Here is a 13,136-nt window from a genome sequence, read left to right on the forward strand (position 1 = left end):
CGTCCTTCGACTCTTTTTTATGGATCAATGAGGAGCAAGCATAGGGGATTCTCCTGTTCTTCTGCTTTCTTTACGATTCAATTTATGGTAAAATGAAGTGTTAAAACAGTTTAAGGAGGTAGCAAATGCGTTGTCCAAAATGTGGTGGAAGTAAGTCTAGTGTGGTGGATAGTCGACAAGCTGAAGATGGGAATACCATCCGTCGTCGCAGGGAATGCGAAGAGTGCCATTATCGCTTTACTACCTACGAACGAGTGGAAGAGCGGACTCTAGTGGTCGTCAAAAAGGATGGGACACGCGAGCAATTTTCTCGTGATAAAATCTTTAATGGTATTATCCGCTCAGCTCAAAAACGGCCTGTTTCTAGTGACGAAATCGAAGAAATTGTAAACCGGATCGAGCAAAAGGTTCGCAGCCAAAGTGATAATGAAATCAACAGTGAATATATTGGTTCGTTGGTCATGGATGAGTTAGCAGATCTAGATGAGATCACCTATGTCCGTTTTGCTAGTGTTTACCGGAGTTTCAAGGATGTCGGTGAGTTAGAGACCCTCTTGAAACAAATTACGAAGGGAACCAAGAAGAAAAAGGAAAAATAGATGAAGCCCAATACGCCTTTCGCATTTTTAAAAAATAATCTTCTTCCACCGGCAGGGGCTGCATTGGAGCAGTATTACCTGCCTATTTTGGAGACGGAAACAGTAGCAGTTTATCGTTATCTGCTCGCCTCTTATGATCAGGGTGAAAAACAATATTTACTTGCTCAAATCCTCAATCACTTAAATATAGGATTTCCACAGTTGCTACTCGCCTTTGATCGCTTAATTGCCATGGGGTTGATCGATCTCTATGAGGAAGAAGTTGGGATCACCATCCAGTTACATGCTCCTCTTGCCTCAGAACAATTTTTTTCGAATGCTGTTTTCAAACGCTTGCTTGAAAAAAAGATTGGGGAAAAGGCCGTGGAGGATCTGCTCCCAGCACGCTCTTTAGGGACTAGACGGCAAGTTTCCTTCTCGCAAGTCTTTGGACTAGATGCTGGGGAGGTGACTGTTCTTCCAAGTAAGAAACAGCAGTTTGATATGGAGATGTTTAAGCGAATGATGGGGCGTGATGGACTTCGTTTTGTGGATGAAGGAGAAGCAACCCTAGCCCTCTTTGCCATCGCAGAAGAGCAACAATGGACCTGGTATGAAACTTATCTTTTAGCGAAAGAAACAGCTGTAGACCGGATTGTCTCTCCAAAGAGAATGAAGCAAAAGTTGGCTCAGGCGAGCCAAGAGCAACCACGCATGTCCTATAGCCGTCAGGAAGAAACCATTCTGAGGGAAGCTAAGGCAAAATCCAGCCTACAATTTCTAGCAGAGATTAAGAAGGCGCGCAATGCGACCATTACGCAGAGCGAACGCAAGACATTATCCAAGTTAGCTGATCTAGGCTTACTAGACGAGGTGATCAATATTATCTTGTTGTTGACCTTTAACAAGACCCAGTCTGCTAATCTCAATGAAAAGTATGCTTTGAAGGTGGGAAATGATTTTTCTTATCAAGGGGTCAACAGTGCAGAACTAGCGATTTTAAAAGTTCGAGAACGCCAGGAACAAGCTAAGGGTCAAGGAAACAAGGGGACGAGTCCTACATCAGCCAAGGGCAAGCACAGCAATGTTCCCAAGTGGAGTCAACCAAATTATCAAAATCAAACCAGCCAAGCAGAAAAGGTGGATCTTGCTAAAGAGAAACAACGTCTGTTAGAAAAACTGAATCAAGGAGGTGAGTAGATGGAAAGTGTAGGTCAAACCATGTCTCACATGAACCGTGCGCGTCAATTTAACTATGAGGATTTGGTCGCACAGATCTTGGCAGACCAAGAAGTAGCTGCCTTTATCAAGGACCAGTCTTTGTCTGAACAAGAAATTCGACGGAGTATTTCAAAATTTAATCAATACATTAGTGAACGCAACCGTTTCTTATTGGGAGATCCAGATTATATTGCCAAAGGTTATAAACCCATCCTCACCATGAATGAGGGCTATGCGGATGTCGCTTATGAGGAAACACCAGAGTTAATCGAAGCCCAAAAACGAGCTGCGATCAACCAACGTCTCAACTTGATCAATCTCCCTTCAACCTTGAAAGAGGCGAGTCTAGCTAAGGTAGAGCTCGATGATAAGGGACGATTTGAGGCCTTTGAAGAATTAGCCAATTTTGTGGCCAACTATCCTGAATATCAAAAGGGGATCTACCTCTATGGTGATTTCGGAGTAGGAAAGAGCTACATGATGGCAGCCTTGGCTCATGATTTATCCGAAAAACGCCAGGCCTCTACTACCCTACTTCATTTTCCAAGTTTTGCTATCGATGTTAAAAATGCCATCAGTTCAGGCTTGGTCAAAGAAACCGTCGATCAGGTGAAAAAAGCCGAAATTTTAATTCTGGATGATATCGGTGCGGAACAGATGTCAGCCTGGGTGCGAGATGAAATCTTACAAGTGATTTTGCAGCACCGAATGCAGGAAAATCTCCCAACCTTCTTTACTTCTAACTTTAATTTTGAAGAGTTGGAACGTCATTTTGCAGCTTCGCGTAATGGAGATGAAACCTGGCAGGCCAAACGGGTCATGGAGCGCGTGAAATTTTTAGCCAAGGAAATCCATTTGGAAGGAGTCAATCGCCGATGAATGAAACCATCCGTTTAATGAAATCTCATTTTTCTGTTCGCCGTTTTAAGGAAGATGCCATCAAAGAAGTTGACCTCAAGGAAATTTTATCAGCTGGGCAGATGGCGTCAAGTTGGAAAAACTTTCAATCTTATTCTGTGATTGTGGTCAAAAGCAAGGAAAAGAAAGAAGCTCTTTACGACTTGCTTCCTCAAGAAGCGATTCGCCAATCAGATGTCTTTCTCCTCTTTGTTGGAGATTTAAACCGCGCTGAAAAAGCTGTCAAACTTCATGAGCAGGATTTCCATCCTGAAGGGGTGGACAACTTACTGATCACCTCAGTGGATGCGGCTCTAGCAGCTCAAAATATGCTATTAGCAGCTGAAAGTCTCGGCTACGGTGGAGTGATGATCGGCATGTTACGTTACTGTTCAGAAGAAGTCGCAGAACTCTTCCGTCTGCCAGATTATACCTACCCTGTTTTTGGGATTGCTCTCGGAGTACCCAATCAGCAGCATGCAGTGAAACCACGTTTGCCATTGGAGCAGGTTGCTTTTGAAGAAGAATACCAAGAACAAGACCTATCAGTTGTGACTGCCTATGACAAGGTTCAGGCAGATTATGCTGGAGCGCGTGCAACAGATAGCTGGAGCGAGCGCCTTGCAGCTCAATTTGGTCAACCTGAACAAGAAGAGACCAAAAAACTACTAGAAAAACACAAACTATTATGAAATGAAGAGAGGCGTTCTTGAACCGAAATCTCGCCTTTCATTAGAAAAGAGGAAATCATGGCCCTACCAACTATTGCGATTGTAGGCCGTCCCAATGTCGGAAAATCTACACTCTTTAACCGGATTGCCGGTGAGCGGATTTCCATCGTTGAGGATGTAGAAGGAGTCACTCGTGACCGCATTTATGCAACAGCTGAGTGGTTAAATCGAAAATTTAGTATCATTGATACAGGGGGGATTGATGACGTAGATGCCCCATTTATGGAGCAAATCAAGCATCAGGCAGAAATTGCCATGGACGAAGCAGATGTGATCGTCTTTGTTGTTTCTGGAAAAGAAGGGATCACGGATGCGGATGAATATGTCACTCGTATCTTGTATAAGACCCATAAACCGGTCATTCTTGCAGTCAACAAGGTGGATAACCCAGAGATGCGCAATGATATCTATGACTTTTATGCCTTGGGACTGGGTGAGCCACTACCGGTATCCTCTGTCCACGGGATCGGAACTGGGGATGTGCTCGATGCCATCATCGAAAATCTTCCGAATGATACAGAAGAAGAAAATCCAGATATCATCAAATTTAGCTTGATTGGTCGCCCAAATGTTGGGAAATCAAGCTTGATCAATGCGATCCTTGGAGAAGACCGGGTCATCGCAAGCCCTGTTGCTGGAACTACACGGGATGCCATCGATACCCATTTTACCGATGCAGATGGCCAAGAATTTACCATGATCGATACAGCCGGTATGCGCAAATCTGGTAAAATCTATGAAAACACTGAGAAATATTCTGTCATGCGTGCCATGCGTGCCATCGACCGTTCAGATGTGGTTTTGATGGTCATTAATGCCGAAGAAGGGATTCGGGAGTACGACAAGCGGATCGCTGGCTTTGCTCATGAGGCTGGTAAAGGTATGATCATTGTTGTCAATAAATGGGATACTATTGAAAAAGACAACCATACCATGAAGCAGTGGGAAGATGACATTCGCGATCAATTCCAATACCTTTCTTATGCGCCGATTGTCTTTGTTTCTGCCCTAACTAAACAACGCTTGCACAAGTTGCCAGAGATGATTAAACAGATCAGTGAGAGTCAAAATACGCGGATTCCTTCAGCTGTCTTGAACGATGTGATTATGGATGCCATTGCCATTAATCCAACGCCGACCGACAAAGGAAAACGCCTCAAGATCTTCTATGCGACACAAGTGGCAACCAAGCCGCCAACTTTTGTGGTCTTTGTTAACGAAGAAGAACTGATGCACTTCTCATACCTCCGTTTCTTGGAGAACCAAATTCGCAAGGCCTTTGTTTTTGAAGGAACTCCAATCCATTTGATTGCGCGAAAACGGAAGTAGGGAATACGAGACAAATGGATCAAAGTGGAGAAGGATATTTCAAATGATAAAATGCTCATTCTTCCAACTATGAAAACAACTAAAAGTAGCGCATAAGCGTTGCTTTTTTTAATAAGCTGGTAAAATGAAGTGGAGGATAGTCAGATGCGTAGTATCATAGTCCGGATATGCTTTATTCCTTAGCTTTTTTTAAGGTTGAGAAGAGTAAACTCATGAAGATCATGAGAGCTTTAGGTTTGTGTACTTATTATTTAAAATCTATCTGTATCTCTTGTTTCTCGGTTCGATCGTAAGCTTGGAGCTCTTGATCCTATTGTTGGGGATTTATTAAAAAATAGGTCGTATTTTTTGTGGGCTATCGGGATCTTTCTCCTCTCTATTTATCTATTCTGTCTATTGTTCGCTCAGACGGTTAAAAGAGAAAAATCATGGATAGCTGATTGAGGTAACTCTATTACGAAATCAGGTGAAAAGCTGGGACAAGACTGTCTCAGTTTTTTTCTAAAAGTAAGTTAAAATCCTTTTAATAGTAAAATTATCTTTTCTAATTTTATCTTAAATATGGTATAATAAAGGGATTAATCTAAGGTGGTAAACATGGCAAAATTAATTCCTGGGAAGGTTCGTTCACAAGGGAGCCTTCTCTATGAAGCTGGGAAGGTTTCCCTTCAGGAAGTAAAAGAAAAATACCTATATTTTCGGGTGGAAGAAGAAAGCTTGCGGTACAGTTTGGACGACGATGCTGTTTTTTGTAGCTGTGCTTTCTTTCAAAAGAAAAAATTCTGTACGCATCTGGCAGCTGTGGAAGCTTTTTTGAAGAATGATGACAGTGGGAAAGCAGCTCTTGCAAGTCTTGAAGAAGACGCCACGGCGACTGAAGAAACGCAGGAGAAGGTCTCTTTTGGAAGTTTGTTTTTAGACCAGGTTCTTCCAAAAATCGAAAAGAAAGCAACACGTTATGTCTTATCAGCAGTCGGGCAGGAGGATGAATACTCTGGTCAATTCTTGTGGACCCTTCGCATTCGTCGCTTGCCAGACGAGCGTTCTTATGTGATCAGAGATGTGCTAGCTTTTTTGCAGACCCTTCAAAAAGAAGGCCACTTTGCAATTGGCAAAAGTTACTATGAACCCATTTCTTATTTAGAATTTGATGGGCCTAGTCAGGATGTGATCAATTTCCTACAAGGCTTGGTCACAGATAGTGGCTCGAAAGAGCAAGATTTCTTTCCCAATGCTGGGCGCCATCTTTATTTTCCACCGACTCTCTTTGAAGAAGCTGTAGAATTACTGATGAATTTGGATTCTTTCCTCTTGCAATACAGCTTGTATGATTTTTCTGAAGTCTATTTTCAGGATGTCCATGGGGAGGAAGATCTCTTTCATTTTCAGGTGGAAGACCATGGTGATTTTTACGAATTGATCATTACGGAGCCACAAGTGAAGGTTGTCGAGTCGGCTGTTTACCTGTTTCGAAATGGTGTCTTCTATCACCTGACGCCCCAACAGCGAACCCTATGGAAGGCCATCCAAGATCTTCCAATGGATCAGGATCGCAAAAAACGCCTGCATTTTGATCCAACGGATCAGACCAAACTTTCCTATAGTCTAAAAGAGTTCAAAAAACTGGGACAAATAACAGCCCCGACCAGCTTTTTAATCCACGATTTCACTCCGGAATTTCATTTTGATCTAGCACAGGATCAGACTGTATTACTGGATGTTGTCTTTCAATACCAGGATCGTGTGGTGACCACGCGTGAGGAACTTCTCAATCTTCCTTATTCTAGTGATTTCGATAAGGAGCAAGAAGTCTTTTCAACCATGCTAGCAGCAGGTTTTACGGATGATTTTTCTTCCCAAAGAAGTCCTTTATCAAGTGAGCAAATCTATCCATTCTTTCACCAACAGATCCCGACTTTTGAAGCCTTAGGAGAGGTTACCCTCTCTGATAGCCTTTTAGATCTTTATCAAGTGGAGCGTCCAAAAATTGATGTTAAAACCAATGGCAGTCTACTGGAGATCGGTTTTGACTTTGAAAGTGTGGATCCAGCCGAAGTGGACCAGGTCCTCAAAGCTCTAGTAGGGCAAAAAGACTATTTTGTCAGCCATACAGGGAAAGTTCTTGTCTTTGATGAAGAAACCAAGAAGATCAGTCGAGCCTTAGCAGATCTGCGGGCGAAAATGAGCAAGGGTGGGAAACTACAAGCCCGCCGGATTGCCGCTTATCAGCTATCTGATTTGTTGGCAGATCAAGACAATGTTCATTTTTCAGAAGACTTTCGAAATTTAGCTCATGATTTGACTCATCCAGAAGACTTCCAACTCCCTCAGATGACAATCCAAGCGACCCTAAGGGATTACCAAGAAACAGGGGTTAAATGGTTCTCCATGTTAAATCATTATGGTTTTGGTGGTATTTTAGCGGATGATATGGGGCTTGGGAAAACCCTGCAGACTATTTCCTTCTTGACCAGTGTCGCAAAAAAAGAAACTAAAATCTTGATTCTAGCTCCATCTAGTCTCATCTACAATTGGAAACAAGAATTTTCAAAATTCGCTCCTCAGATGGAAGTGGCAGTCGTCTATGGTCTCAAGCAGCACCGAGATGAACTCATCGCAACCAATCCACAGGTAGTTATCACTAGTTACGCGTCTTTTCGTCAAGATGTGGAGGAATACCAGAAGAATCAGTATGAGTACTTGATTCTAGATGAAGCCCAGGTCATGAAAAATGCCCAAACCAAGATTGCCCAACACTTACGTGGCTTTGAGGTTCCGCATGTGTTTGCCCTATCTGGGACACCGATTGAAAATCATGTGGGTGAACTCTGGTCCATTTTCCAAATTGTCCTTCCAGGGCTCTTCCCAGCTAAAAGAGAATTTCAAAAATTGAGTCCTGAGACCATTGCACGATTTGTCAAACCTTTTGTCATGAGACGGAAAAAAGATGAAGTGCTCCAAGAATTACCGGACTTGATTGAAACAACCTACCACAATGAGTTGGATGAAAGCCAAAAAACGATCTATTTGGCTCAATTAAAACAAATTCAAGATCGGGTTCGAAGCTCTAGCGAGGAAGAACTAAATCGGAGCAAGGTGGAAATTCTCTCGGGTCTCATGCGTCTTCGTCAAATCTGTGATACCCCCGCCCTCTTTATGGAAGACTATCAGGGAGATAGTGGAAAATTGGAGAGTCTTCGAGATCTTTTGGGTCAAATCAAGGATGGTGAACACCGGGTTTTGATCTTCTCTCAATTTAGAGGCATGCTGGATATCCTAGAGCAGGAAATTGACCAGCTTGGCATGACCTCCTTTAAAATCACAGGTTCTACTCCCGCTAAAGATCGACAAGAAATGACCAATGCTTTTAATGAAGGTGAGCGCCATGCTTTTCTCATTTCTCTGAAGGCTGGAGGGGTTGGATTGAACCTCACTGGTGCCGATACGGTCATCTTAGTCGATTTGTGGTGGAATCCTGCAGTGGAAGACCAGGCTATTGGACGTGCCCATCGAATGGGACAGGAACAAAATGTTGAAGTTTACCGCATGATTACTCGTGGTACGATCGAAGAAAAAATCCAAGAACTACAAGCTTCCAAAAGACACTTGGTCTCAACGATTTTAGACGGAACGGAAACACGATCTAGTTTATCGGTTGAGGAAATTCGTGAGATTCTTGGAATTCAGTCAGAATAGCTTGAAAAATTCTGTGAATAGTTTATAATTAATGGAGTGTCGAAAGGAAGAAAGCATGACAGAAAAATATTTTCCTCAAGTAGGGGATAATGAGTTGATGTTAACAGAGATGCCCCACATGAACCTGTATGATGAAACAGACTTGATTAGTAACATTACAGGCGACTATGTGGATAAAAATTATTTGGAATGGCAACCGATTGCTGAAAATACCAAACCTAAGCATCCTTACCACCAACCATTAGAAGAGCCCCTACCGAAAAGACGGCCAGTAAGAAAACCTGATTTTAAAGAGCCGATTGATAAAAAAAGCCCAGCCAATCGTTATGCAGAGGAAGCGAGAGAGCGCGCTCGTGAAGATCTGAAAAAGAAACGCACAGCTCCCTATCTGACAACGGATCCAGCAGCTACTACAAGTAAACGGAAAAAATCATTTATTTCTGAACGAAAACCTGGTCAGCCAACGGCTCCCTTCCAAAAGGAAAATCCGGGTGAATTATTGAAATATAGCAAACGATTACGACAAGATCAGTTGATCCTTGCAGAGTTCGAATCTGCAGGAGAACCAGAAGTGGCAGAACCGACTGAAAAGAAAAACAATTATGATTTCTTAAAGACTAGCCAAATATACAATAAAGATCAGCACAAGTTGAAACCACAGCCAATTAAACAGGAATTGGATTTAACCCATCTAGATCAAGAATAAGGAGAAAACATGTCTAATACATACCATTTTATTGGAATTAAAGGAGCAGGGATGAGTGCTTTAGCCCTCATGCTTCACCAAATGGGACATACGGTTCAAGGGTCAGATGTTGAGAAGTATTACTTTACGCAACGTGGCTTGGAACAAGCAGGAATTCAAATTTATCCATTTGATGTGAAAAATTTGGAAGGCGACAAGATCCTCATTGCTGGGAATGCTTTCCGTCCAGATAACAATGTGGAAATTGCTTATGCAGATGAGCATGGCCTAACCTATAAACGCTACCATGAATTCCTTGGTGAATTTATGCGTGACTTCGTCAGCATGGGGGTTGCCGGAGCACACGGAAAAACCTCAACAACAGGGATGCTTTCTCACGTCTTATCAAATATCACTGATACCAGTTATTTGATTGGTGACGGGACAGGTCGTGGCTCTGCAGCAGCCAAATACTTTGTCTTTGAATCAGATGAGTATGAACGCCACTTTATGCCTTACCATCCTGAATACAGCATCATCACCAATATTGACTTTGACCATCCAGACTATTTCACGAGCTTGGAAGATGTCTTTAATGCCTTTAACGATTATGCCAAACAAATCAGCAAAGGCCTCTTCATCTACGGAGAAGACAAAGAATTGCGTCGGATTACCTCATCAGCACCAATTTATTACTATGGTTTTGATAAGGAGACGAACGATTTTGTGGCAAGCAACTTGCTTCGTTCAACGACTGGTTCAACCTTCAACGTTCATTTCCGTGGAGAAGATTTGGGGCAATTCCATATCCCAACTTTTGGTCGCCACAATATCATGAATGCTACAGCAGTCATTGGTTTGCTTTACATTGCAGGATTTGATTTAGATTTAGTCCGCGAGCAATTGAAGACCTTTGCTGGCGTGAAACGTCGCTTTACTGAAAAAGTAGTCAATGGAACAGTGATCATCGATGACTTTGCGCACCATCCAACGGAAATTATTGCAACCTTGGATGCTGCCCGTCAAAAATACCCAAGTAAAGAGATTGTGGCTATTTTCCAACCACATACCTTTACACGGACCATTGCCTTGTTGGATGAATTTGCTGAAGCCTTGAATCAAGCAGATGCTGTTTACTTGGCACAGATCTATGGTTCTGCACGGGAAGTCGATCACGGCGATGTGAAAGTTGAAGATTTGGAAGCAAAAATTGTCAAACGTTCAGCGATTATTACAGCTGAGAATGTTTCTCCTCTTCTTGACCATGAAAATGCGGTCTATGTCTTTATGGGAGCAGGAGATATTCAAACCTATGAATACTCATTTGAGCGTTTATTATCTAGTTTGACACATAGTGTACAATAAGAGATGATTGAGTCTGGAATCGATTGGTTCCAGACTTAAATTTATCTGTCCACTGAAGGAGTATGAGATGAGGAAAGCAGGATGATGATTCGATCAATCACCCCAGCTGATCAAGAACAGTTGCTGTTGCTAGAAGAAGAACTTCATGACAATGAAGAAAAGAAGCACAAGGCCACTCTTGAGGAAGCGCTAGGTTCGAAGGAAGCCATTTCTTTGCTTGCAGAGCAGGCGGGGGATGCTGTGGCTTACTTGTTGGCGACAGAAGACCAGCCTTTAAAAGGAGACCTAATTGTATTGCGACTAGCAGTGAGACCAGCCTTTCAAGGTCAAGGCTATGGTTCTATTTTGATCGCTGCTTTAAAGGATCTAGCTGTTCAAAAGGAAAAGGAAGCCATTTGGATCGATTGCCCAGAAGACTTACTATCTTATTTTTCCCAGCAAGGATTTCGAGATGAAGCTGAGTCTGATCGAGGTGTCCATATGGTTTGGGAACGATAGAAGGGGTAAATGATGAAAGAAAAGATTCACATTAGACAGGCAGAGCTGCAGGATTTGGATGCCATCGAGCGCATTGAGCTTGAAAATTTCTCAGAAGAAGAAGCGATTGCGCGTGAGATTTTAAAAGATCACATTGAAAAGATTCAAGCGACTTTTCTTGTAGCAGAGTGCGAAGGTCAGATTTTAGGGTACTTAGAAGGACCTGTTAGACCGGAGCGCTATTTGATCGATTCCTCTTTTTCAAAGGTTGAAGATCTAAGCCATCTAGAACAGGGTTTTATTTCCATTACGAGTCTATCCATTGCCAAAGAAGCCCAAGGACTTGGAGTAGGAACCCTCTTGCTTGAAGCGATGAAAGAGATCGCGATTAAGGAGGACCGTCAAGGGATCAATTTGACCTGTCATGATTATTTGATTCCTTATTACGAAAAGCAAGGATTTACCAATGAAGGTCTTTCAGAATCCCAATATGCGGGTGAGGTTTGGTACAATCTGGTCTGGGAAAATGAAAACCTTGATTAAATAGGTATTTTGAAGAAGAAGGGCGATTTGTATTGCTTTTCTAAATCTTTTAAGATATAATATTAAGGATTATGATGAGGGAGGTCAATTATTTGACTGATAAATCACAAGACAGTGAGAAGTTATTAAGCTTCAAAGAGCAGATCCTCAGAGACTTAGAAGAGGCAAATGAGCAACTTCTAAAGATCGAAAAAGAGTATGATCTACCTGATCGAAGCATTGAAACCCCTTCTTCACTGAAAGAGGAGGAAGAAGCAACACCACCTCCAAAAGAAGAAGCTGTTGTGGCTTCCACAGAAATACCAGTGGAGCCAGAAAAGGCGACTCCTGCTGTAGAAGAAAAGAGTGAGCTCACAAAGCCTGCTCCAAAAGAACCAAGTCAGGAACCGGTAGAGGAAAGCTTATCGCGCTCTTCTCGTAACCAGCGCCAACAAAAACAAAAGAAACAAAATAAAATCGCTAAGCGAATTGTGCGGACAGTGGTCAGCCTTTTGCTGATTGTGATCGTGGCTACAGGGATCTTTGCAGTGACCTATATCCATTCAGCTGTCAAGCCGATGGATAAAAATGCAACAGAATTCGTGACGGTTGAGATTCCAGCAGGTTCAAGTAATCGTGAGATTGGCGCGATCCTTGAGAAAAAAGGACTCGTGAAAAATGGTCAGTTCTTTAACTACTATACCAAGTTCAAGAACTATAGCAATTTTAAATCCGGTTATTTCAACCTTCAAAAGAGCATGGATTTAGAAACCATCATCCAAAAACTGCAGGAAGAGGGGACCAAAACTCCTCAGGCTCCAGTTCTTGGAAAGGTGACGATTCCAGAAGGCTATACCATTGATCAGATTGCGACGGCTATCACAGCAGATGTCTCTAGTAAGAAGGCAGGAAAGACTCCATTTAAGAAAGAAGATTTCTTGAAGGCTGTCCAAGATGATGCCTTTATTGAGAAGATGGTGGCCAAATATCCTAAGCTCTTGGCTAACCTGCCAAGTAAAGATTCTGGTGTTCGCTACCGTTTGGAAGGTTATCTTTTCCCAGCAACTTATAACTATGGGAAAGATACCACAGTGAAAGAAATGATCGATCAGATGCTGGCGGCCATGGATCAAAACTTAACCCCGTATTATGAAACACTTGAGAGCAAGAACATCAATGTAAACGAAGTATTGACCCTTGCTTCCTTGGTTGAAAAAGAAGGGGCGACGGATCAAGACCGCAAAGACATCGCAAGTGTCTTCTATAACCGTTTGAACCAAGACATGCCTTTGCAAAGTAATATTGCAATTCTTTATGCCGAAGGGAAGCTTGGTCAAAAGACGACCTTGAAAGAAGATGCAACGATCGATACAGAGCTGGATTCACCTTATAATATTTATAAGAATACCGGTTTGATGCCTGGTCCAGTGGATAACCCTGGAGTATCAGCGATCGAAGCGGCGGTGAACCCAAGTAAGACAGACTACTTGTATTTTGTCGCAAATGTCGAAAATGGTGAAGTCTTCTTCGCTAAGACATACGAAGAACACAATAAAAATGTAGAAGAACACGTCAATAGTAAATTGACACAAGCAAGTTCAAACTAGAAAAAGCATGTGGCGCGTCCACAGCTTT

The 13,136-nt window shown here is 42.4% G+C and carries 11 protein-coding genes; all 11 read left to right on the forward strand.

From position 1 onward, the window contains the following. Positions 1-125 precede the first annotated feature (125 nt). The 11 genes from nrdR to mltG all read left to right on the forward strand — a co-directional run bounded on the left by nrdR (position 126) and on the right by mltG (position 13,108). Positions 126-599, forward strand: a complete 474-nt coding sequence (gene nrdR, locus HMPREF2917_RS00995) for a transcriptional regulator NrdR (RefSeq protein WP_003005476.1) — start codon at positions 126-128, stop codon at positions 597-599. Then, positions 600-1,778: a replication initiation and membrane attachment family protein gene (locus HMPREF2917_RS01000; protein WP_070588745.1), complete on the forward strand. Its 1,179-nt coding sequence runs from the start codon at positions 600-602 to the stop codon at positions 1,776-1,778. Next, on the forward strand, positions 1,779-2,678 hold the full coding sequence (dnaI, locus tag HMPREF2917_RS01005) for a primosomal protein DnaI (protein WP_003008404.1): 900 nt from the start codon (positions 1,779-1,781) through the stop codon (positions 2,676-2,678). Then, complete coding sequence (locus HMPREF2917_RS01010) at positions 2,675-3,388, forward strand: nitroreductase family protein (RefSeq protein WP_070588746.1); 714 nt, start codon at positions 2,675-2,677, stop codon at positions 3,386-3,388. The genes dnaI and HMPREF2917_RS01010 overlap by 4 nt, the downstream gene beginning before the upstream one ends. A 57-nt stretch (positions 3,389-3,445) precedes the next feature. After that, positions 3,446-4,756, forward strand: coding sequence for a ribosome biogenesis GTPase Der (gene der, locus HMPREF2917_RS01015; protein ID WP_031575509.1), 1,311 nt, complete (start codon positions 3,446-3,448; stop codon positions 4,754-4,756). A gap of 597 nt (positions 4,757-5,353) precedes the next feature. Continuing rightward, a complete protein-coding gene (locus tag HMPREF2917_RS01020; RefSeq protein ID WP_070588747.1) occupies positions 5,354-8,452 on the forward strand; it encodes a pilus expression-regulating Snf2 family helicase in 3,099 nt (1,032 codons plus the stop codon). A 55-nt stretch (positions 8,453-8,507) separates the two neighbouring features. Next, complete coding sequence (locus HMPREF2917_RS01025; protein ID WP_049486121.1) at positions 8,508-9,158, forward strand: divisome accessory protein ZapJ; 651 nt, start codon at positions 8,508-8,510, stop codon at positions 9,156-9,158. Positions 9,159-9,167: 9 nt separating this feature from the next. Beyond that, a complete protein-coding gene (gene murC, locus HMPREF2917_RS01030) occupies positions 9,168-10,502 on the forward strand; it encodes a UDP-N-acetylmuramate--L-alanine ligase (RefSeq protein ID WP_003008389.1) in 1,335 nt (444 codons plus the stop codon). A gap of 81 nt (positions 10,503-10,583) precedes the next feature. Beyond that, positions 10,584-11,000, forward strand: a complete 417-nt coding sequence (locus tag HMPREF2917_RS01035; protein WP_003008386.1) for a GNAT family N-acetyltransferase — start codon at positions 10,584-10,586, stop codon at positions 10,998-11,000. Positions 11,001-11,012: 12 nt separating this feature from the next. Continuing rightward, positions 11,013-11,522 carry a GNAT family N-acetyltransferase gene (locus HMPREF2917_RS01040; protein ID WP_176745951.1) on the forward strand — a complete coding sequence of 170 codons (510 nt, stop codon included), beginning with the start codon at positions 11,013-11,015 and terminating at the stop codon, positions 11,520-11,522. Between the two features lie 71 nt (positions 11,523-11,593). Next, positions 11,594-13,108: an endolytic transglycosylase MltG gene (gene mltG / locus HMPREF2917_RS01045; RefSeq protein WP_176745942.1), complete on the forward strand. Its 1,515-nt coding sequence runs from the start codon at positions 11,594-11,596 to the stop codon at positions 13,106-13,108. Positions 13,109-13,136: the final 28 nt, after the last annotated feature.

Origin of the sequence: Streptococcus sp. HMSC061E03 (assembly GCF_001813505.1) — a bacterium.
In the GTDB taxonomy this organism is placed as follows: domain Bacteria; phylum Bacillota; class Bacilli; order Lactobacillales; family Streptococcaceae; genus Streptococcus.

Excerpts from the sequence above, each read along its gene's own strand:
- nrdR (WP_003005476.1), top strand. The coding sequence starts at position 126 with ATGCGTTGTCCAAAATGTGGTGGAAGTAAGTCTAGTGTGGTGGATAGT.
- HMPREF2917_RS01000 (WP_070588745.1), top strand. The coding sequence starts at position 600 with ATGAAGCCCAATACGCCTTTCGCATTTTTAAAAAATAATCTTCTTCCA.
- dnaI (WP_003008404.1), top strand. The coding sequence starts at position 1,779 with ATGGAAAGTGTAGGTCAAACCATGTCTCACATGAACCGTGCGCGTCAA.
- HMPREF2917_RS01010 (WP_070588746.1), top strand. The coding sequence starts at position 2,675 with ATGAATGAAACCATCCGTTTAATGAAATCTCATTTTTCTGTTCGCCGT.
- der (WP_031575509.1), top strand. The coding sequence starts at position 3,446 with ATGGCCCTACCAACTATTGCGATTGTAGGCCGTCCCAATGTCGGAAAA.
- HMPREF2917_RS01020 (WP_070588747.1), top strand. The coding sequence starts at position 5,354 with ATGGCAAAATTAATTCCTGGGAAGGTTCGTTCACAAGGGAGCCTTCTC.
- HMPREF2917_RS01025 (WP_049486121.1), top strand. The coding sequence starts at position 8,508 with ATGACAGAAAAATATTTTCCTCAAGTAGGGGATAATGAGTTGATGTTA.
- murC (WP_003008389.1), top strand. The coding sequence starts at position 9,168 with ATGTCTAATACATACCATTTTATTGGAATTAAAGGAGCAGGGATGAGT.
- HMPREF2917_RS01035 (WP_003008386.1), top strand. The coding sequence starts at position 10,584 with ATGATGATTCGATCAATCACCCCAGCTGATCAAGAACAGTTGCTGTTG.
- HMPREF2917_RS01040 (WP_176745951.1), top strand. The coding sequence starts at position 11,013 with ATGAAAGAAAAGATTCACATTAGACAGGCAGAGCTGCAGGATTTGGAT.
- mltG (WP_176745942.1), top strand. The coding sequence starts at position 11,594 with ATGATGAGGGAGGTCAATTATTTGACTGATAAATCACAAGACAGTGAG.